The sequence below is a fragment of the Streptomyces sp. Root1310 genome, from assembly GCF_001426425.1.
In the GTDB taxonomy this organism is placed as follows: domain Bacteria; phylum Actinomycetota; class Actinomycetes; order Streptomycetales; family Streptomycetaceae; genus Streptomyces.
In genome coordinates this window covers 25,191-45,297 of sequence record NZ_LMEQ01000011.1, presented here as the reverse complement: position 1 = coordinate 45,297, position 20,107 = coordinate 25,191, and the positions used below count along the sequence as shown (strand labels likewise).

Here is a 20,107-nt window from a genome sequence, read left to right as displayed (position 1 = left end):
AGTCCCTCTTGAGGGGGTCACTGACAGGGACCCCCAACCCGGCGGATGCGCTCGTAGGGTGAAGCGCATGGCAGGCAGAAACGACCCAAACGGCACAAATCGCGACATCCGTGACGATTTCCGTGCGGAGATCCGGGAATTCCTCGGCACACGACGGGCCAGGGTCACCCCCGAACAGGCCGGACTGCCCCTGTACGGCGGAGAACGCCGACGGGTCACCGGGCTGCGCCGCGAGGAGGTCGCCCTCCTCGCGGGCATCTCCAGCGAGTACTACACCCGGCTGGAACGCGGCAACGCCACCGGCGTCTCCGAAAGCGTCATCGAAGGCATCGCCCAGGCACTCCAGCTCGACGAGGCCGAGCGCATCCACCTGCTCGACCTCCTGCGCGGCGCCGGCACCACCCGCCCGCCGCGCCGCCGCCCGGCCCAGCGGCGCATCCGGCCCACGGTGCAGCGCGTCCTCGACTCCATGAGCGGCACACCCGCGTTCATCCTCAGCGGGCGCGGGGACATCCTGGCCGCCAACCACCTCGGGCGCGCTCTGTTCTCACCCGTCTACGCCGACCCGGCACGGCCGCCGAACAACGCCCGGTTCGTCTTCCTCAGCCCGCACGCGATCGAGTTCTTCCGCCACTGGGACGAAGTCGCAGGCGACACAGTCGCCATGCTGCGCGCCGAGGCCGGCCGGGACCTCTATGACCGACGGCTGACGGACCTGATCGGGGAGCTGTCCACCCGCAGCGAGGAATTCCGTCACCGCTGGGCGGCCCACAACGTCCGCATGCACACCACCGGCGTGAAGCTCCTCCACCACCCGCTCGTCGGCGACCTCGACCTGCCCTTCGAAACCTTCCCGCTCCCCGACGGACCCAGCCAGTTCCTCCTCACCTACACCGCCGAGCCCCACTCACCCTCGCAGGACGCCCTGAACCTGCTGGCCAGCTGGGCCGCGACCGACGGCATCGAGCGGTCCGCGCAGGCCAACGACTCCGAGCCGGCCGACTCATCCGAGACACCCGACTGACCGACGAGCCACGTGAGCCGATCTGCGGCATCTTTTGCGGAGCAGCGGCAGCATCCGCCACCGATGCATCAAGGGCAGAAACGGCCCAGCCGTCTACGCGAGACCGCTGAGGTGACGTTGCATTCCAGCTCGGGGCGCTGCGGACAAACGGACAACTGCCAACCCCCGCCACAACTTCGGCTCACCCGCCCACCCCGGCAGCAGCGCAGGGTCGGACACAGGGGCGGCGAGCATCGGTTCCGGCAGCGTCCATGGCACAGTCCCTGCCTTCCACCCAGCCCGCCGTCGGCGAACCGGCGCGTACGCACCCGACCACCGGCCCGGCCACGGCAGGTCAGCGCACCGCTACACCTCGCCGGGGGCTGTGTGCTGAGCTCCTGGCGCACGTCCAGGCAGCACAGCCGGCCAAGGGCACCGGGCCGGCCGGATCCCGTGCCGTACGGTCCGATGCCGCGGCCGCCCACCGTCCGCAACGGATCTCGGCCGTACCGGCGGCACCGCCGGTACGGCCGAAAGAACTGAACCAGTGCCGGGAATCAGGCCGCGACGAGCTCCTGCTCGCGGTCCGGCGTCGTGACCTTGGGCTTCCTGTTCGGCAGCGAGAGCCTGAAGACCTTGTGCCAGGCGGAGAACACCTGCTTGGGCAGCGGCCCGGTGACGTACTCCAGCTCGTACTTCTCGAACAGCGCGCGCACCTTCACCGCGACCTCGGCGTACCGGTTGCTCGGCAGGTCCGGGAACAGGTGGTGCTCGATCTGGTGCGACAGGTTGCCGGTCATGAAGTGCATGGCCTTGCTGCCGCTGATGTTCGCCGAGCCCATCATCTGGCGCAGGTACCACTGGCCGCGCGTCTCGCCCCTGATCGAGCGGCGCTCGAAGACCTGCACACCCTCGGGGAAGTGCCCGCACATGATCACCGAGTGGGTCCAGATGTTGCGGACCAGGTTCGCGGTGAACGTGGCGGCGAGCGTGGTGAGGAACGACGGGCCCGACAGCAGCGGGTGGATCACGTAGTCCTTGAGCACCTGCTTGCGGATCTTGCGGCCCACGGCCTTGGCCCGCGCGCGGAACTCCGGGTTCTTGCGGCGGCGCTTGTGCAGGTTCTTGCCGAGCTCCAGGTCGTAGGCTGCGATGCCGTACTCGAAGAAGCAGGCGTTGAGGAAGTTCCACAGCGGCTGGCCGAGGTGGAACGGGTGCCACTTCTGGTCCTCGTCGACGCGCATGATGCCGTAGCCGAGGTCGTTGTCCTTGCCGATCACGTTGGTGTACGTGTGGTGCAGCTCGTTGTGCGAGTGCTTCCACTGGTCGGCCGGCGAGACGTGATCCCAGTCCCAGGTGGTGGAGTGGATCTTCGGGTCCCGCATCCAGTCCCACTGGCCGTGCAGGATGTTGTGGCCGATCTCCATGTTGTCCATGATCTTCGCCACGGACAGACCGGCGGTGCCGATCAGCCACGCGGGCGGGAAGAACGAGAACAGCAGCACACCCCTGCTGGCCAGCTCGAGCTTGCGCTGCGCCGCGATGACCTTGCGGATGTAGGCGGCGTCCTTCTCGCCACGGCTGGCGATCACCTCGTCGCGGATCGCGTCCAGCTCGCGGCCGAGCTCCTCGATCTGCTCCGCGGTCAGGTGGGCGGTGGGGTCGATGGCGGTCAAGGTGCTCCTACCGTTCGATGTCGCAGGGGCCCGCCGCGGCGGACACGCAGGTCTGGATGAGGACGCCCGGCTCTGCCTCGGTGATCTCGCCGGTGCGCAGGTCGCGGACGGCGCCGGCCTTGAGCGGCGTGACGCAGCCGAAGCAGATGCCCATGCGGCACCCGGAGGGCATGAGCACGCCCGCCTCCTCGCCGACGTCCAGCAACGGCGTGGCGCCGTCCGCGTCGACGGTCTTGCCGGTGGTGCTGAACGTGACCTCGCCGCCGTCGCCGGCGACGACGATGCCGGGGCGGAAGCGTTCGGTGTGCAGGCGCTCCTGAACGCCGTGCCCGCTCCAGTGCTCCTCGGCGGCGTCGAGCAGGCCCGCGGGCCCGCAGGCCCAGGTCTCGCGCTCGGCCCAGTCGGGCACGAGTTCGCCGAGACGGGCGATGTCGAGCATGCCGTCTGTGTCGGTGTGCACCTCGGTGAGCCGCAGCTTCTTGTCCGCGACCAGGTCGTGCAGTTCGCTGCGGAAGATCACGTCCTGCGGCTGTGGCGCGCAGTGGACCATGACGACGTCGTCGAACTCGGTGTCGCGCAGCATGCCCATCACGGGCGTGATGCCGCTGCCGGCCGTCAGGTAGAGCACCTTGGCGGGCTTGGCCTGCGGCAGCACGAAGTCACCGGTCGCTTGGTCGAGCTGGATCAGCGTGCCCGGTGTCGCCCTGCGGACCAGGTGGTTGCTGACCTTGCCGTCCGGGATCGCCTTCACGGTGATCGTGACGCGGCCGTCCTGGCGGTCGGTCGGCGAGGTGAGGGAGTAGGCACGCCACAGGCGCACCCCGTCGACGTCGACCCCGATCCGCACGTACTGACCGGCCGTGTGGCCGCGCCAGCCCCGTCCCGGTCTGATCACGATGGTCGCGGCGTCGCCCGTCTCGGGGTGCACGGCCTCGATGCGCCCGCGCAGGTCGGCGCCCGCACGCAGCGGGCTGACCAGGTCGAGGTAGTCCGACGGCAGCAGCGGCGTCGTGACCATCTCCAGCAGTTTCCGCGCCCTGCTGCGGAGGGCTGTACTCGTCATGGATCCAGCTTGCTGCGCCTCAGGGCGTAAAGTCCTGACCGCAGGACGTGAATCTGGTCGGTAGAACTGTTCGCAGGGAACAAAAACGTGAGCCATGCAATCCGGAGGGCCAGCGAACTGGCCCTGGATGACACGACGGTCACCGCACTGCGGGCCGCGCTGAAGACCACCGCCGACGAGGTCGTCGAGGCGATCATCGACGAGGTCCCTTCCTACGCCAACGCCCTTTCGGGCCACATGGGCGCCACCATCCGCCGAGCCGTCCGCACCGCCCTGGGGCACTACCTGGACCTCGCGAGCGGGAACGCCACAGGCGGCGACGGCGGTGACGCAGCCTACGAGCTGGGCCGCGGCGAGGTGCGCGACGGCCGCTCGATGGACGCCCTGCTCAGCGCCTACCGCGTCGGCGCCCGCGTGGCCTGGCGTGGCCTGGCGGCGGGTGCCGTACCCGCGGGTCTGCCCGCCGCCGAGGTCGCCAAGTTCGCCGAGCTGACCTTCGCCTACATCGACGAGCTCTCCGCCGCGAGCGCCGCGGGCCACGCCGACGAACTGGCCGCCCGGGGCCGGGCCCACGAGCGCCACCTGGAACATCTGGCCCGCGACCTCCTCGCCGGCGCGAGCCCGGACGTGCTGCTGGCCTCCGCTCAGCGGGCCGGATGGCAGCCTCCGGTTTCGCTGACCGCGGTCCTGCTGCCCGCCGCCCAGGCCCGGCCCGCCTACCGCGCGCTCGACCCGAGCACCCTCGTCCTCGACGATCTGCCGGACGCCACCGGCGTGCTGCTCGTCCCCGATGCCGACCGATCACATCTCCTGCGGCAGCTGACCGACCGCACCGCCGTGGTCGGCCCGGCCCGGCCATGGACTCGTGCGTCCGCCTCGTACGCACGAGCCGTACGCGCGCGCTCCCTCTCCTCCGATATCCACGACACCGAGGACCACCTGCCCGCGCTGGTGCTGAGCGCCGACGCGGACGCGTTCGCAGATCTGCGTGCCCGGGCCCTCGCACCGTTGCGGGCCCTGCCTGCCGCGACCGCACGGCGGCTGGAGGAGACGCTGCGGGAGTGGCTGCTGCACCAGGGCAGGCGGGACGAGGTGGCGGCGGCGTTGTTCGTCCATCCCCAGACGGTCCGGTACCGGATGTCGCAGCTGCGGGAGCTGTTTCCGGATCTCGCATCGCCGCACCGGGTCCTTGAACTGACGCTGGCGGTCGGTCTCCGGGTCGGCTGACGCCTGCTTCGACCGTCCCCGACCGCGTCCGCGAGCGGTCCGGCAATCGCGCCTCGTTCTCGGTGCCGTCAGCCGGCTCGTACGGCCCGGGGAAGAGCGGCATTGGCTCGGCCGGCCGGGACCGGGGCCGCCCGCACCGGGGGACCACCGTGGCTCTGCGACGGCCCCGTGCCTGCCTTCCCACAGGTCGACAGATCGACAGGTCGACCGGACGACCGGACGACCGGCCGGGCCGGCCTGGCGCACCGCGCGAGGGATGATGGGGATGCAATGACGGAACGTGAGGTCAGGAGCGTCCATGACGAAGCGGGTTCACCGGCCCCGTGAGGACGCGGAGTTCAATTTCATCCTCGGGATGAGCGGAGTTCCGGTCCTCGCCTACTTCACCGGGACATGGCCCAAGGCGATCGAGCCCTGCCGGGTGATGGACCTCGTCGTGGGTGACATCGCCGACGACTACACGGGCCGCCTGACGGCCGTCCGCGCCGACATCACGCGTTGTCCGGCCGCAACCGAGCGATACGGGATCACCGCGGCCCCGTCCTGCGTCCTGCTGAAGGAGGGAGAGCCGGTGGCGCACGGCACGGGGCCCATGACCGTCGCCGAGGTACGCCAGTTCCTGGACGGCCACCTCTGAGCGGCCGCTGCGTGTGGTGGGTCCCGGTGGTGGGGGAGCGGTGGCCTGCCGGACGCGGGTGATGAGTTCAGGCCCGCGGTGCAGTCCGCGGCTTGGGCGGCCTTGTCGAGGAAGGTGTCTTCGTGTCGCCGTCGCACGGCTTCTGTGCGGACACGGCGGCGAGGCGGGCGGGGTCGGCCTGGTGCTGGGTGGAGCGGCTCGTCGAGGCTGCCGGATGGTGCTGCGGCGCGTCAGCGGGACTCCTGTACGCCGAGCAGGGTGAGGGCGTTGCGGATGCCCTCGTCGAGGAGTTCGTCGGAGAGCCGCCGGTCGGCCAGGGCGCGGGAGAGCTGCAGCGTTCCGACCATCATGGCGTAGACGCTGAGGGTCTTGGTGCGCACCGGGCGCGGATCGGCGGGCGCCAGACGAGCGGCGATACCGTCGATGACGGCGAGCACGCCGTCGGTGTACGCCTGCCTGGTCTCGTCCGCGCACGTGCTGACGCTGTTACTCCGTATGCGACGAAGGGCCGACGCAGGCGGACGAGTGGTTCGGTGACTTGCGGGCGGTCCGTGGCGCCGAAGAACGCCTGCAACCCGTCCCGGGCCGTGGCACGTCTTCCGTGAAGCCGGGAACCGGCGCGAATCGCATCTGAGGCGAACTGGTCAAGGTGGGCCAGTAACAGCCCGGCGACGGCTTTTGGTTCGGAGAAGTGACCAGGCCGAAGCCGATGGCACCGGACCAGATGGTTCGGGGCGTGACACACCTCCGCAGCACGCCCCGAGCAGTTCGAGCCCACGAGGGGGACCCGCGGTTCGCACCAGCTGGTCATGGCGGGGGAGTCGGGGGTTCGGTCGGCCGCTGGGCCTGTGCTCAGGGATCGGGGACTGTACTCGTTGCTGACCGCGGCGTTCGCCGGCGCCCTCGGCCGGCACTTCGGCGTGGAGAGGATGATCCTCTCCACGCCGTCCCACGGCCGGCTGCGGCCCGAGCACCGCACCGCCGTAGGCGACTTCGCCAACATGGTGCAGATCCCGGTGGACATGTCGCAGGACCGCGGGCACGGGCTGCTGCGGCAGACACACGAGGCCGCACCGCACCGCCGTAGGCGACTTCGCCAACATGGTGCAGATCCCGGTGGACATGTCGCAGGACCGCGGGCACGGGCTGCTGCGGCAGACACACGAGGCCGTCCGCGAGGCCTCGGCCACCGTCGACCTGCCGTTCGGGCTGCTCGCCGAGACCGTGCTGGGCCGCAGCGGCGACGCAGGCTTCTTCCGGTACGCCCTCGGCCACGCCGCGCTGCGCCTGCACGGGGTGACCGGCTGGGCCCTGGACCGGCAGCGCGACGACGCGCTAGCGGCGACGCAGGCTTCTTCCGGTACGCCCTCGGCCACGCCGCGCTGCGCCTGCACGGGGTGACCGGCTGGGCCCTGGACCGGCAGCGCGACGACGCGATCCCGATGCACGCGATGCGCACCGACGTCATGCCCGTAAGCCAGGACTCTTCCCGTTTGACCTACGCCACCCGCCAGGCGTCCGACGCGGCGGCGGCCACGCTCACGATCAGTCTCACCATGACGCAGGACGCCCGCCTGTCAGGGGCACTGCGCCACGAGAGGGCCTACCACGGCCCGGCCACCGCACGCTCGATCCTGCCTCACGATCAGTCTCACCATGACGCAGGACGCCCGCCTGTCAGGGGCACTGCGCCACGAGAGGGCCTACCACGGCCCGGCCACCGCACGCTCGATCCTGCACCACCTCCATGAACACCTGGGCGCACTGTCCGGCTCGGCCGGGACGTGAGGCGCCGGCACAAGAAGCCGGAGACGCGCGCCGCAGGCAGAGCGCACACGTACTACCGCCAGGACCCCACCGCGTCGATGGACCGGTGCCCTTCGGGCGGCCAGTGCAGGCCGCCACAGGCCTATTGCTCCGTCGGAAATCGGGTCTGCCGCGCCCGATGGCGCATGATCATCCATGATCAAGATCTACTTTCGATACACGGCCTACTGTAAAAGATCTCACAGGCCAGCCTTTCGAGAGGCCGGCTCGAAAACTAGGCGCCGACTGGCCGGGCGTGGACTCTCTCGCGGTGGGTGAACGCCGGTGCGCTTACCATGTCCCGCGATTTGGGCCGCCCGAAGCCGAGTAGCGCCACTGGTCCTGGGGAACGATCAGGACTTCCGAACGGGCATCTCCGCTCGCCTACCCGCAAGGATCACCGATGCTTCCTGAGGTCCGCCCCCACGTATCCGCCCCGCTCGCAAACCAGTTGGAACACCAATTGGGCCTCGCTTGCGACCTCGAAGCCCGGCATCTCGATGTGGAGCGCGTCGCCGGCATCGCGGTCGTCGCGGCTGCCCACTCCGGAGGCTACGCGGCCACCGGTCATCTCCTCGGGCTGCTGGCCGCGCTCCCCGCTCCCACCGAGGCAGGCGAACGCTTCTGGTCGGACCTGTGGAGGTCCTCGGGCACCGCCTACCTGCTACCCGCCAACATCAAGGCCGAGGTGCTGCAAGCCCTGACAGGCGAAGGAACCGCCCTGGCCCGACAGACCCTCTCGGCTGTCGATGAGATGACACCGCCCCAACGCGTCGCAGCCGGGGAGGTGATCGGTCAAGCCCTCGTCGAGTCCGACCATCTCCCTGACCTCAAGACACAGGTCATCGGAGAACTGTGGCTCCGCGATCTCGAACTCACCGCCTGGCGCGTCCTGCACGCCGACCGCAGGTCGGACGACCCTGCTGGACGCAAAGCCTTCCTCGAAGCCTGGACGAGCGTCTGAACGACTGCTCCGCCAACCGCACGACAGCCGCACCGGGCATGCGGCGCCCCAGCCGCCACGCGGCCCACAGCCCCAGCCTCGTATCTCTACTCATCCGGCCTGCTCCTGTCCCTTCCGCGCCACGCCCTGGTCGCCGGCGACCAGGACCGCAGGGTCGTCGCTTCCAGCGTCGGCGACGGTTGAATGCTCTGAGCCGACGTCGACATCCAGGAACTCCCGGCCGAGATAGCGCCGTCCCCAGATGCACCTCGGGTCGCGCAGCCATGGCCCCGCGGCCCCGATCCTGTCTGTGACGGGCCCTCTGCCCGCCTGCGAGAGGGGCCCACTGCCGGCTGAGTGCCTGCCGCTGTCGGGGATCTTGGGCAGGCACCCTCCTGGAAGGGATGGCCATCTCGTCCGCACTCCGGCACACATGCGATGAATCAGGATTATTCCTGGCACGATGTCCGCTATGCAGCTGCCCGTGCCCTGCCCTGGCCATCTGATCCCGGACGCCACCGACCGGTTCGATGCTGCCTATCGGGCGGCCAAGACGTAGCGTGCCGTGTTCGTGGGCATCGAACGCGAGGGCGAGCGGTGGACGGTGAAGGCGGATGCGCTGACCGCCGGCCCGGGCCACATCGTCGACGACGCCGTGAACGTCGCCCTGCGGGCCGCCGTCGGCCGCCTGGTCCGCGAGCGGGAGGCCGGATCGGACGCCTTTGCGGGCCCGGTGTACTTCATGCTGCACGGCGTGCCGAGCGAGGGGCGGGCCCGCGAGCTCGCCGCGGCTTTCCACGCCGCCCTGTACGGGAATCTGGGCCCGCTGCGCCGTGCGGTGCCCGGCGCTGACGTTGATCAAGACGGTGACACCGCCGGTTGACGCCTCGGTGACCTGATCCGCCCCCAGAGCGTTGAGCCGGGCAGGACACGTGCACCGTCGTCCGCAGGCCCCGGCTAGCTTCCCGCTGTCGGGCCGGGGCCATGGCAGACGTCCCTTGGCCTCGCCGGCCCGCTAACGGGCCAAGGGACGTCGCAGGCCGGATCGACGCGTGTCGCGGTCCGGTGGCCAGGGAGCGGTGGCTCTGTACGCGAGAACGGGACAGCACTTCGACACCGGTTCGGAAGGCACTAGAAGGTTGGCGTCGGGCCGGAATGTTCTGTTTCGACAGCACCCCGGTGCCCTGGCGATCGGCTGGCCACTGCAAGGTCAGCGAAGGGTCTGGACTGCGTAGAGCGCGCCGATTCCGGTGGCCAGGGTGCCGAGCAGGAGCCGGAGAGCCATCTCAGGCAGGTGCGGCTGGAGGCGTGCGCCGAGGTAGCCGCCGAGGAGGCCGCCGGCGCCGCAGGAGAGGCCCAGCAGCCAGTTGGGGGCGACGTCGCCAGTGGTGGCGAGGGAGAGCAGTGCGTAGGTGGCCGCGCCGACGATGGAAGTCACGAAGGTGGAGGCCAGGGCGGCGGGTGCGACGGTGGCGACCGATGCGCCGCGACCGACGAGGATCGGGCCGAGCAGCGAGCCGCCCCCGATTCCGTAGATGCCGCCGGCCACGCCGACAGCCAGGGCCAGCGACGTCGTCGCGTGGGGCGAAGACTGGTGGCGATTGTGGGGTGGGGCCGGGCGTACGGTCCGCAGCCACAGCCACAGCCCGAGCGGCAGGAGCAGCGCCGCTATGAGGAGGCGGAAGATTCGAGGGCCGGGAACGGCGTAGACACGGATCACGGCACCGATGACGACGCCGGGAATGGTGCCCGCGATCAAGAGCCGGGTCAGCGGTCCGCCTAGCTGTCCGGCCCGCCAGTAGCGCAGGAGGGCACCGGGGCCGGCCACGACGTTGTAGAGCAGGTTCGTGGGTGTCACGGCCGGGCTGGGCACGCCCAGCACACTGACCTGGACGGGCAGCAGGAAGACCGCTCCGGAGACGCCCACGGGCGCGGTGGTGACGGATATCAGGAGCCCGGCGGCGAACCCGAGCAACCCCCTCGACCACTCCACGACGGTCCCCCTCGGCACTCTCCAGCCGGCACCCGAAACAGGCTCCGGATCAGGTGCCTTCCGTTCTCGTGAACATCGACCCCGCCCCGATCCAACCGCCTCCCGAGGCGGTGAACAACTGCCATCCAAACTCGGGTTCTGGCACGAGTTGTGTGACGCGGGCGCACGTTCAGCGACGGCCCTGTGCCTAGATGATTGAGTCCAAGGGCTCGTAGCCGTAGGTCGCCAGCGAGTGGCGTCGCATGTCGCTGCCATCGCCCGCCCAGCACGTGCAAGGCGTGCCCGTTTCATTTTGGCGGTCAGCGGAGAGCACGCGACGCATGCTTCAGCGACTCGGTGGACGTCTGGGTCGGGGCCCGGCTGGGGAATGACCTTGAGTCTCCACTGACTGGAGACAGCAGAGTAGGGGACATGGACGTTACGACCCTCTACTCGATCGGGGAGCTTTCCCGGCGGACCGGCTTGTCTGTGAGGACGATCCGGTTCTACTCCGATTCGGGGGTGGTAGCGCCGACCACCCGTAGTCCCGCCGGTTATCGGCTCTACGACCTCGACGCACTGCTCCGTCTGGAACTCCTGTGCACACTGCGCGAGCTGGGCATGGACCTGGCCACGATTCAACGGGTACTGGACCGTGAGCTCTCGGTGGCGGAAGTCGCCGTAGCGCACGCCGACGCCATGGACGTCCAGATCCGGATGCTGCGACTGCGTCGGAGCGTTCTGCGAGTCGTGGCCAGCCGCGGGTCCAGTCCCGAGGAGACCAAGCTCATGCACAGGCTCACGCAGTTGTCCGGCGAGGAACGCCGACGTTTGATCGACGATTTCGTGGATGGCACCTTCGGCACAGTGGATGCCGACCCGGCCGCGGTGGCCATGGTTCGCGCTGCCACTCCCGACCTCCCCGATGATCCGACCGGCGAGCAGGTCGCCGCGTGGGTGGAGCTCGCCGAGCTGGTCGGCGGTGAGGAACTGATGGAATTCACCCGTCAGAAGGTGGCCGAGGCCCTGGAGGCGGGCATCGACCCGCTCAACGACAGGGGCGCACCCGTCATCGACGACCTCGTGCACCGCTTCGCCGAGGTGCTCGCGCGCACCCCTGACACGGAATTCCGGGACTGGATGGCCCAGCAGTTCGAAGAGGCGCACGATCCCCGGGTAGACCGATACTGGCAGCTGGTATGGATCGTCAACGGCTGGCAGGTAGTACCTAACCTGATCCCGGTGTATCCCTGGCTCATCCAGGCCCTGTTACATGACCGTGACGCCTAGTCACCGCAGTGGGCACGCCCCGGATCCCTTAGTGAGTCCAGAGGATTATCTGCGGACATGAGGCAAGGGCGTCCTACGTCGATGCGTGACTAACAACCTGGACACTCTCGCAACGGCACTCTATGCCCGGATTGACGACGAGTTGAAGGCTTCGTCGTGGCTGGCGCCGTGGCGGCCTGCCATCGGAATCTCGCCCACGCTCAGTGACGCCGAGCTGATCACGCTCGCGGTCATGTCGGCGCTGCTCGGATACACCTCTGAGCGGCGCTGGCTTCGCCGCGGCGGGCGTGACTTCGGCCACCTGTTTCCCTACGTGCCCCAGCAGTCCGGCTACAACAAGCGGCTGCGCGCCGCGTTCTCACTGCTCACCAGCATGATCCGGATCGTGGCCCGCGATACCTCACTGTGGAGCGACGATGTGTGGCTGGTCGACTCCACACCGGTCGGTTGCGGTTGCTCCCGTGAGACGGTCAAACACTCGGACCTGGCAGGCTGGGCCCAGTACGGCTACTGCGCATCACACTCGCGATACTTCTGGGGGCTGCGTCTGCACCTGGTGTGCACACTCGGCGGACTGCTGGTCCTGTTCGCACTCACCGGGGCCAAGGCGGACGAGCGCGAAACACTGCGCGACATGCTCGATACCGTGCCAGACGTCCTCGCCGCTTACCCCGGGCAGACGATCATCGGGGACAAGAACTACTTCGGCCGCGAGTTCGAGCGCGGCCTTGCCGAGCGTCACCTGAAGTTGCTGCGGCCAGCACGAAAGGGGGAAGCCGAGCCGACCGGGTCACACCTGTTCAAATCGCTGCGGCAGGTCATCGAGTCGATCAATCAGACCTTCAAGGGGCAGCTCAACCTGGAACGACATGGCGGCAAGAGCCCTGCAGGAGTGTCAGCCCGGGTCTTGTGCCGGATCCTCGCACTCACAGCGGCGATCTGGCACAACGACCAAACTGGACAGCCCATCAAACGATCACTCACAGCCTACGGTCACTGACCGCAACAACACCCCTTGGACTCATTCATCTAGTAGATGTGGTCGTCGGCGCGTTCATCCTCGGGCGTCCGTCGGAGACGCCACACACCGAAGCCGGCCCCAAGGGCCCCGCCCATGAGAGCTGCCGCTCCTGCCCACACGCCGCTGGGCGAGAGCGCCGCAGCGAGCAAGCCGGCCAACAGGGCGCCAACCAGCAGGTACATGACGACGATGAAGCACGCAGCGAGGTAGCGATTCCTCAGAGGCGTCATGCCACCTTGCATGAGGTCCTCCTGTCCCCTTCGGCTGGTTCCCTTCTCGCATATCCCCGAACGTTCATGACAATCCGGCTCACGGGGTCGCGTCACAGAAGTTGAGCCAGAGCCCAAACTCGCGAACAAAGCAGAACCATGACAGCCCACGCGTACACCTGTCTGTCATCCGAGGCAGTGACCGCGCTCTGCCTCAGGCTGCGGGTGGTTTGGAGGCTTCGGCGGCGCGGCGATGTTCGGCGTTGATGCGCTGGGCTTCCCCGAGTTGGTCTTCGAGGATGACGATGCGGCAGGCGGCCTCGATGGGGGTGCCGTGGTCGACGAGTTCGCGGGCGCGGGCGGCGATGCGCAGTTGGTAGCGGGAGTAGCGGCGGTGTCCGCCTGCGGAGCGCAGCGGGGTGATGAGGCGGGCGTCACCGACGGCGCGGAGGAAGCTCTGGGTGGTGCCGAGCATCTCGGCGGCCCGGCCCATGGTGTAGGCGGGGTAGTCGGCGTCATCGAGACGCCCGAACGAGTCGTCTGCTGTCATTGCACCTCTCTGTGGGACACGTGGAGGGGCCCTGGTGCCGTATCGCACCAGGGCCCCGAAGGAACTGCTACACCATCTGCCGACCCCAGTAATGCGCCGGCCTTCTGTTACCGCGCGCCCGGCCTGAATGCTGCCGGGGATGCGGGGATCGCGGATGCGTGACCGGAGACCACCTCACTATCGATGTCCTGCGGTACCCGGACCCACTACTCGTCCGGGCGATCCTGATGGCGCTGGCTCCTCCGTTCTTCCCTCTGATCTTTCACTTGCCAAACCGGTACTGCGGTACTGCTGGTGGCCTGGAGTAAGCGCCACTCTTCGGCAGCCAGCCCCGTCGCCCGTCCTGCATCTGCTCTGGCTTAGAACCCCACTGCCGAACTTCCCGGTACGCGCGCCCGCAGTCAGACGCCTTTACCGGGGAATCACTGGAAAACTGCACTGCGGGTACTGCGGTCCTGCTCATGGCAGCCCCTGATCACTGCGGGCCGCCCGGTCCGGCCGTCAGTCCCGTCGCCGTCCTGCAACAGCTCTGGCTTCGGAACTCCACCGCCGCACCGTCCTGCGTACTGCTGCCCGGCAGTTCATTTCTGCCGGGCCCTTCTCGATCTCGTCTACGAGAGAAACCATAACTGGCCCGTCACCCAATGTCTACTCCGGCCAACACAGATTTTCGTTGGTCTGGCCGCGAGGTAGTCGCCCACGAGCGGACCAGCGAACAAGCGGACCCCTGGCCCCCGGCGGCTGGGCAGCCGCTCCGGTCGGCGCGCTTGCGTCTCGTCGCGGATCGCAAGCACCTCATCCGGCTTCACTCGCGATCGGCGCCGCCCCCTGAAGACCGGCCCAGCGCAGTTAGCGGGTCCAGGGCCGGGCAGGGGTGGCGTGTAGGCGGACGGGCATTGACGATCCAAGACCGCGGTGACCTGAGGACACGGTGAGCGTCAGCGCCGCAGCCGAGTGTTCCGCGAACGCCGTCGCCGGCGCACGCGATGCCACCCGGGTCTTCCTGGGGGCCCTCGGGCAGCAGGAAATCGCACCCGAAGACGCCGACTCCGTCATCTTGGTCGTCTCCGAACTCGTCACCAACGCCCTGCGTCACGGCGGCGGAACCTGCACACTCCGCTGACCGCTCATCCCGACACCATCGAGGTGGCCGTCGACGACACCAGCCCGCGAGAGCCGCGCATGCGCACCCTCGACATGTACGCCGGCACGGGAGGATTCGGCTGTTTCCTGCGCCGTGGGGCGGCGGGTGGTGCGAGGCGCCGCACGCCGCCCGGGCACAGGGGTGTCCCGGTGCATGTCTTGTTGCGGGCGCCCCACAGCATCCGAATCAGGACGCCGTGCGCCGCGCCGAAACCGCACCCGGTCAGCGGCCGTTCGCGGGTGCTCTTCGGCTGATCCGACTCACGCCTTGCCGCAGAGATCATCTTCGATCGGGGCCTGGGCGACCTGTTCGTGGTCCGCACCGCAGGCCACGTGGCAGGGCCCGAGGTCCTGGGCAGCATCGAGTACGGCGTGAGCGTGTTGGACTGCGCGCTCGTTGTTGTGCTGGGCCACGATTCGTGCGGCGCCGTCGCCGCCACGCGCACTGCCCTGACCGACGGCCTGGGCACCGCCATCGGATACGTACGTGACGTGATCGAACGCGTCACACCCAGCGTTCTGGCCGCCCAGGCCGCCGGACTGACCTCGGATGACGACATCATCGCCGAGCACATACGGAACACTGCCGACCTTCTTCTGGACCGCTCCCGAATCCTCACCGACCAGGTCAGCAGTGGGCGGACCGCCGTTGTGGGCCTGTCCTACCGGCTGGCCGACGGCAGCGCCCGTCTCGTCACCACACGCGGTCTGCCAGTCGAGGCGATCGTCCCCGGCCCCACCACTTGAGCAGTGCACGGCCACCACGACAAATATGGCTGGTGCGCCGATCGATTCAGGGACGGGCAGCGGTACGTAGCCGCATGAACCCGCGGAAGGGGTGAACTCCCGGTCCGGTATAGGGCGTGTGTGTGCTCGAGGCCAGGCTGTTGGCTTCCGGTGGGCAGAGTCTGCTGGCGCCCGGAGCGTCTTGCCCCGTATGTGTGCCGGGCGAGCGTTGTTGATACCCGGCATGTCCGCCGCGCTCATCGCCGCTGTCTGGCCTGGGGCTCGTCGCGGACGACGCGTCATCCTTGAGGCCACTTCTCGAGCGTGCTGGCGATCAGGTACTTGGTGAGCCGGTTCGTGGGCAGCTCCACGGGCTTGCGGGTGTCCGCATAGCCGCACACCCGGTCAGTCCCCGGCCGCGAACTTCCGCAGGTCTGCGGTGAGGCGGTCGGCATGGGTGGCGAAGAGGCCGTGGCCGGCGTTCTCATACACCTCGAGGGTGGCGTTCGGGGCGAGGCGCGCGGCACGGCGGCCGGTCAGCTCGATGGGCCCGGAGGTGTCGTGCGTGCCGTGGACGACGAGGACGGGCAGGTCGAGCGCGGCCAGTTCGGGGGCGACGTCGAGTTCGGCGATGAGCTCGCCGAGGGCGACACCGGCCCGTGCAGTCGAGCCGTGGCAGCGCCGGATCATGGTCTCGACGTACGCCTCGGAGAGGTCGTTGCCCGGCCGGTCCAGGGCGAAGAAGGCGTGCGCGCCGTCGGCGAAGAAGGCGGAGCGGTCGCGCCGGAAGGCCTCGGTGCCCGCCCGCAGGAGCTCCGGGTCGACTCCCTGCGGGTGGTTCGCCGACCGGGCCGGACCGGGCGCCATGCCGGCGACCAGCGCGACCCGGGTCACGCGATCGGCGCCGTGCCGGGTCAGGCAGCGGACGATCTCGGCGGTTCCGAGGGAGTGGCCCACGAGGGTGACCCCGCTCAGGTCGAGACGGTCGAGGAGGCCCTGCAGATCGTCGGCGAGGCTGTCCAGGTCGAAGCCGCCCCACACGTCGTCGGAGCGCCCGTGGCCGCGCCGGTCGAAGCCCACGCAGCGGTGTCCCTCGCGGGCCAGCGGCAGCATCTGGTACTCCCACATCTCGGTCCCGAAGTAGAGGCTGTTCACGAAGACGATCACGGGCCCGTCGGCGGGGCCGTAGTCGACGTAGTGCAGCCGTGCGCCGTCGACGGGGCTTGCGAAGTACGGCATGGGACGTCCTCCTGAGGCGCGGGGATGCCAAAGCGGCGGGTACGCCGTTCATGCTTGCGGCCACGGCCGCGGGCGTCGATTACCTCGCAGGTCATGGCCGCCGGCGCCGGGCCGGCCCTGGGTGGTCGGTCGCTTGGTCGGTCGCTCGCCCGGAAGGGAACGCCGAGAGGGGCCGTACTCGGTCGGTGTGGACTACCACGGCTGGGCCTTGCAGGACTTCGACGATATGCAGGTTCCCGTACCGTTCCCTGAGGGCTTCGAGGGCGACCCATTTCTTGCCGCTCATCCGGGGCGTCTGGACCTTCTCAGCACGGGGCATACCCACACGGCTTCGTTGACGGTCGAGGTCTGGGACACGGAGCCGGCGGTGCCCTCCGGGCAGTGGGAGGAGAGCGCCACGGCCCACATCGCCTGCTCGTCGGGCAAGCTCCGCGCCAGGGGAGTGGCAACCGGCCCGATGCCGGGGGCCATTGAGCTGTCCGGCGAGTCGGGGATCTGGGCGGTCCGCGTGGTATCTGCTGGGCGTACGGAGGTCTTTCAGCAGACACAGCACGGTGTCGTGCACGGAGAGCTCTCGTGACGGGCCCGCGAGTCCCCTGGCAACAAGTACAGGGCAGCGGCGGGGTGTCCCGTGTTCCTCAGAGGCGCCAGGCTCAGGCCGGGCCGGTCGAGCCCGGGCTCGCTCCGGCGGGCCCGCCCACGACCGAAAGCAGGTCCACGACGAAGATCAGCGTCGAGTCCGCCGGGATCAAGGGAGACGGCGACTGCCTGCCGTAGCCCAGACGCGGGGGAACGATGATCTCGCGCCGGCCGCCGACCTTCATCCCCCTCACACCCCGGTCCCAGCCTTTGATGGCCCTGCCACCGCCCACGGCGAACTTGAACGGCCGGTCCTCCTCCCAGGAAGAGTCGAACTCTCTCCCGGACGCGAACGTGACACCCACGTAGTGCACCCGGACGACCCGGCCCGGCTGTGCCTCGGCTCCCTCCCCGACCACGAGGTCCCGGATCGTCAGCTCGGTGGGCGCATCACCCTCCGGAACCTCGATTGTGGGCTTTGTCGGTTCGCTCATCCCGGTCCCATCGCTCGCCACCGGCATCCCTCGCACGGGCCGGCCGGACACATGGACCCTCCATGCGGCAGACGATCACGCTACCGGCAATGCCCGCACGCCATCCCCGAGTGAAGCTGACCAAGCCCTACCAGGGCCCTGCGCCAGTAGTTGATCGTCAGAAGTTGCCCCAGAGGGCCAAGGGCACTCCCGGTCCCGGCCGTCATCGGGCCGAGCAGATCCCGTCGCAGACGATGGCGCTGCATCCGTTCGCGGCGCTCGCCGACCGGCTGCGGAGATCGCCAGCCGACGGGCTGGCGGAACGGGGCACACGGTCCGGCGTGATCCGGCGGTGTTCACATCCGGGTCCCGGCACGCGGGCCTTCTCCGAGACCGCGCCCAGCGTCACCGCCTACAGCCTGGCCGGCGCGGGGTTCACCGCCTTCACCGTGGCCCTGGCCTGGCCTGGCCGTGGTGATGTTGCGCAGGTAGCGCAGCACGGGAGCACAGCGCCGCCGGGCCGGTCCGCGTCATCACGCGACCGGGCCCGGCGGCGCTGTAATCGGCTCAGGCACTGACGGAGTTGTTCAGGCGGCGGTATCCGAGGCTTGATCCCGAACCGGTCGCGTACCCGTGCCAGCCGCCTGGAGCCGGGCTTCCAGGCTGCGTAGGCGAACAGGCCCTCCAGCCGGGCCGCCCTCGCCCCAGGCGTCGACGGCACGCAAGACGACTCGCTGTTGCCGCGGGAGGTGAACCGGTGTCCGAGGGCGGTCAGTTCCGACCGCAGCCGGGCGTGGTTGCAGACCTTGCCGAAGACCACCGCCAGGACCGTTCGCCCGCCGCGCGCCAGACCACCGAAACGCGCGGCACGCGCCGCGCCGGTTTCGCCGGGATCGCGGGTGGGTGGATGGCATGTGACGACTTCCGATGATGAAGATCCGCCCCATACGATCTTGAGTCCAGACCATGGATGTCGGAGGGCGACGATGGAAGAGCCGCGGATACGCCTCGGCAACGATGATGTGTGGCTGGAGCTGGCGCGGATCCGTGCGGACAGCTGGCAGATCACCGCAGATTGGTCCTCCTGGCTGACAGCCGACTTCACCGCAGATCTCAGCGCTGCGGAGGTCGTGGACTTCGCGGCCCGCATGCTCTCCCACCTGCGCGCGCCGTCGGGTGGACGCTTTTCGGCGGCGGTGACTCCTGGTCGGAACAATCCGCTGACATTGAAAGCGGAGCCAGTGGGGGACGGTTTCGCCTCTTTCGTGCGCCTGACTCCCAACGGCGACGACGACGTGTGCCATCTGCAGATGGAGATCGATCCGATCGCCACCTTGGAGCTTCGTGAGACCTTCAGCGCGCTGGACGGAGCACTGAAGGTCTGACCCCCTGAGCTCGCAGACCCGTATCGGGGAACCAGATGCGACAAACTCCCGTACGTAAAAAGCGGCGTGACGGTCACTCGGTAGAGAAGATGACAAACGCGGAACTGTCGGTCATGACGAGCAGCGCCTCGCGCCCGCCGACCGCCGCCAAGCCCGCGCCGTTCGATCCCGCCACCGAGGCCCGCCTCGCCCAGCTCGACCACGAGGCGACCGCGCACGTCGAGGCGAACCGCCCCGAGCGCACCCGCACCGGATACGCCACCGACTGGCGCGCATGGCTCAGATTCTGCGCCGACGCCGACCTACCCCCGGCCGCCGTCCGCTCCGGCACCCTCGTGACGTTCGTGGAATGGTGCTGGCACCAGCCCGCCCGGCCGCCGCAGCCCGGCCGCGAGCCGGGCAGACCCACCGCGCCGTCCACCATCGACCGCCGCCTGTCCGGCGTCGTCGTCACCGCGCGCCGCCAGCTCAAGCTGCAGCTGGCCGAAGACGTCGCCGAGGAGGCCCGCGCCCTGCTGAAGGCGAAGGTCAAGGAGATGGAGAGGGCGGGGGAGACCCGCGGGCGCGGCCCGGCGCCCGCTCTGCTCGTGCGGCACATGGAGAAGATCGCCGCCTCCCTGCCCGACAACGCCTTCGGCGTGCGCGACCTGGCGCTGATGACGCTGCACTTCGCCATCGCCGGCCGCGAGCACGAGTTGGCGCACCTGCGGGTACGCGACATCGTCGAGGACTCCGAGGGCCGCGGCCTCATCGTGGACGTCCGGGTGTCCAAGGTGGCCCCCCGTACGGTCGAAGTGCCGTTCGGCTCCCGGGCGCACCTGTGCCCCGTGCGAGCCTGGCGCCGCTGGAAGACCGTGCTGGCCGGCGGACTCGCTCCGTCACCTTCGGCGACATCGTCGGGGCATGAAGGCAGACACCTCACGAAAGCCAAGCCGTTGAGCCGCCCTGTGGCGAGCTGCTGGGCCTGTCCGCCAATCCGGCTCACATGGCTGCCCGGTCGACACCGATTTCGATGCGGGGGACGATGGATGGAGCGCGCCTGTCCGATCAGTACGGAGCCACAGCCGTACACCCGTTGTCGCACTGTGGCTGGAAAGACTCCGCCCGGAGCGCTGGCGCGGCGACTTGCCCCCGTGTTTCCGAGGTGCCCTCTACTCATCGCAAG

At 69.2% G+C, this 20,107-nt stretch carries 19 protein-coding genes and 2 pseudogenes; 13 read left to right on the top strand and 8 right to left on the bottom strand.

Going from position 1 to position 20,107, the window contains the following annotated elements; genetic code table 11:
• The first annotated feature begins 67 nt into the window (after positions 1-67).
• Complete coding sequence (locus ASD48_RS17910; RefSeq protein WP_057602696.1) at positions 68-1,024, top strand: helix-turn-helix transcriptional regulator; 957 nt, start codon at positions 68-70, stop codon at positions 1,022-1,024.
• Positions 1,025-1,560: 536 nt separating this feature from the next.
• Here the strand turns inward: ASD48_RS17910 and ASD48_RS17905 are convergent.
• Positions 1,561-2,679, bottom strand: a complete 1,119-nt coding sequence (locus ASD48_RS17905; protein WP_057602655.1) for an acyl-CoA desaturase — start codon at positions 2,677-2,679, stop codon at positions 1,561-1,563.
• A gap of 7 nt (positions 2,680-2,686) precedes the next feature.
• On the bottom strand, positions 2,687-3,742 hold the full coding sequence (locus ASD48_RS17900; protein ID WP_057602654.1) for a ferredoxin reductase: 1,056 nt from the start codon (positions 3,740-3,742) through the stop codon (positions 2,687-2,689).
• 87 nt (positions 3,743-3,829) lie between these two features.
• Between ASD48_RS17900 and ASD48_RS17895 the strand changes: the two genes are divergently transcribed.
• Together ASD48_RS17895 and ASD48_RS17890 are read left to right on the top strand one after the other, a co-directional pair.
• Positions 3,830-4,969 carry a PucR family transcriptional regulator gene (locus ASD48_RS17895; protein ID WP_057602653.1) on the top strand — a complete coding sequence of 380 codons (1,140 nt, stop codon included), beginning with the start codon at positions 3,830-3,832 and terminating at the stop codon, positions 4,967-4,969.
• A 298-nt stretch (positions 4,970-5,267) separates the two neighbouring features.
• The gene (locus ASD48_RS17890) at positions 5,268-5,606 is read left to right on the top strand and encodes a thioredoxin family protein (protein WP_057602652.1); all 339 of its coding nucleotides are present in this window, start codon (positions 5,268-5,270) and stop codon (positions 5,604-5,606) included.
• 230 nt (positions 5,607-5,836) lie between these two features.
• On the opposite strand, the gene ASD48_RS17885 is transcribed toward ASD48_RS17890, so the two are convergent.
• The gene (locus tag ASD48_RS17885) at positions 5,837-6,043 is read right to left on the bottom strand and encodes a hypothetical protein (RefSeq protein WP_348983219.1); all 207 of its coding nucleotides are present in this window, start codon (positions 6,041-6,043) and stop codon (positions 5,837-5,839) included.
• A gap of 664 nt (positions 6,044-6,707) precedes the next feature.
• Between ASD48_RS17885 and ASD48_RS44255 the strand changes: the two genes are divergently transcribed.
• The 4 genes from ASD48_RS44255 to ASD48_RS44770 all read left to right on the top strand — a co-directional run bounded on the left by ASD48_RS44255 (position 6,708) and on the right by ASD48_RS44770 (position 9,238).
• The gene (locus tag ASD48_RS44255; protein ID WP_057602651.1) at positions 6,708-7,007 is read left to right on the top strand and encodes a hypothetical protein; all 300 of its coding nucleotides are present in this window, start codon (positions 6,708-6,710) and stop codon (positions 7,005-7,007) included.
• Between the two features lie 255 nt (positions 7,008-7,262).
• Positions 7,263-7,394 carry a hypothetical protein gene (locus ASD48_RS46000; RefSeq protein ID WP_282438196.1) on the top strand — a complete coding sequence of 44 codons (132 nt, stop codon included), beginning with the start codon at positions 7,263-7,265 and terminating at the stop codon, positions 7,392-7,394.
• Between the two features lie 421 nt (positions 7,395-7,815).
• Entirely contained in the window at positions 7,816-8,376 is a 561-nt protein-coding gene (locus ASD48_RS17875) for a hypothetical protein (RefSeq protein WP_199875851.1), read from the top strand.
• 550 nt (positions 8,377-8,926) lie between these two features.
• Positions 8,927-9,238, top strand: coding sequence for a hypothetical protein (locus ASD48_RS44770; protein ID WP_242432638.1), 312 nt, complete (start codon positions 8,927-8,929; stop codon positions 9,236-9,238).
• A 327-nt stretch (positions 9,239-9,565) separates the two neighbouring features.
• Here the strand turns inward: ASD48_RS44770 and ASD48_RS17865 are convergent, their stop codons facing one another.
• Positions 9,566-10,348 carry a sulfite exporter TauE/SafE family protein gene (locus ASD48_RS17865; RefSeq protein WP_057602649.1) on the bottom strand — a complete coding sequence of 261 codons (783 nt, stop codon included), beginning with the start codon at positions 10,346-10,348 and terminating at the stop codon, positions 9,566-9,568.
• Between the two features lie 411 nt (positions 10,349-10,759).
• Between ASD48_RS17865 and ASD48_RS17860 the strand changes: the two genes are divergently transcribed.
• Together ASD48_RS17860 and ASD48_RS17855 are read left to right on the top strand one after the other, a co-directional pair.
• On the top strand, positions 10,760-11,617 hold the full coding sequence (locus ASD48_RS17860; protein ID WP_057602648.1) for a MerR family transcriptional regulator: 858 nt from the start codon (positions 10,760-10,762) through the stop codon (positions 11,615-11,617).
• Between the two features lie 85 nt (positions 11,618-11,702).
• Positions 11,703-12,617: an IS982 family transposase gene (locus ASD48_RS17855; RefSeq protein WP_057602647.1), complete on the top strand. Its 915-nt coding sequence runs from the start codon at positions 11,703-11,705 to the stop codon at positions 12,615-12,617.
• Positions 12,618-13,061: 444 nt separating this feature from the next.
• Here the strand turns inward: ASD48_RS17855 and ASD48_RS17845 are convergent, their stop codons facing one another.
• Positions 13,062-13,397 (bottom strand): MerR family transcriptional regulator, encoded by a 336-nt coding sequence (locus tag ASD48_RS17845; protein WP_057602645.1) that lies wholly within the window; start codon positions 13,395-13,397, stop codon positions 13,062-13,064.
• A gap of 931 nt (positions 13,398-14,328) precedes the next feature.
• Here ASD48_RS17845 and ASD48_RS17840 point away from each other — a divergent pair.
• Both ASD48_RS17840 and ASD48_RS17835 read left to right on the top strand, forming a co-directional pair.
• Positions 14,329-14,621, top strand: a pseudogene (locus ASD48_RS17840) (ATP-binding protein); the annotation flags it as partial.
• Positions 14,622-14,701: 80 nt separating this feature from the next.
• A pseudogene (locus tag ASD48_RS17835) lies at positions 14,702-15,287 on the top strand (carbonic anhydrase); the annotation flags it as partial.
• A 384-nt stretch (positions 15,288-15,671) separates the two neighbouring features.
• On the opposite strand, the gene ASD48_RS17830 reads toward ASD48_RS17835, so the two are convergent.
• On the bottom strand, positions 15,672-16,505 hold the full coding sequence (locus ASD48_RS17830) for an alpha/beta hydrolase (RefSeq protein ID WP_057602644.1): 834 nt from the start codon (positions 16,503-16,505) through the stop codon (positions 15,672-15,674).
• Positions 16,506-16,692: 187 nt separating this feature from the next.
• On the opposite strand from ASD48_RS17830, the gene ASD48_RS17825 reads away from it, so the two are divergent.
• Complete coding sequence (locus ASD48_RS17825; RefSeq protein ID WP_057602643.1) at positions 16,693-17,085, top strand: hypothetical protein; 393 nt, start codon at positions 16,693-16,695, stop codon at positions 17,083-17,085.
• A gap of 73 nt (positions 17,086-17,158) precedes the next feature.
• Here the strand turns inward: ASD48_RS17825 and ASD48_RS17820 are convergent, their stop codons facing one another.
• Entirely contained in the window at positions 17,159-17,578 is a 420-nt protein-coding gene (locus ASD48_RS17820) for an FKBP-type peptidyl-prolyl cis-trans isomerase (RefSeq protein WP_057602695.1), read from the bottom strand.
• A gap of 965 nt (positions 17,579-18,543) precedes the next feature.
• Between ASD48_RS17820 and ASD48_RS44245 the strand changes: the two genes are divergently transcribed.
• Entirely contained in the window at positions 18,544-18,942 is a 399-nt protein-coding gene (locus tag ASD48_RS44245) for a hypothetical protein (RefSeq protein WP_057602642.1), read from the top strand.
• Between the two features lie 73 nt (positions 18,943-19,015).
• Here the strand turns inward: ASD48_RS44245 and ASD48_RS44765 are convergent, their stop codons facing one another.
• The gene (locus ASD48_RS44765; RefSeq protein WP_199875849.1) at positions 19,016-19,396 is read right to left on the bottom strand and encodes a hypothetical protein; all 381 of its coding nucleotides are present in this window, start codon (positions 19,394-19,396) and stop codon (positions 19,016-19,018) included.
• Positions 19,397-20,107: the final 711 nt, after the last annotated feature.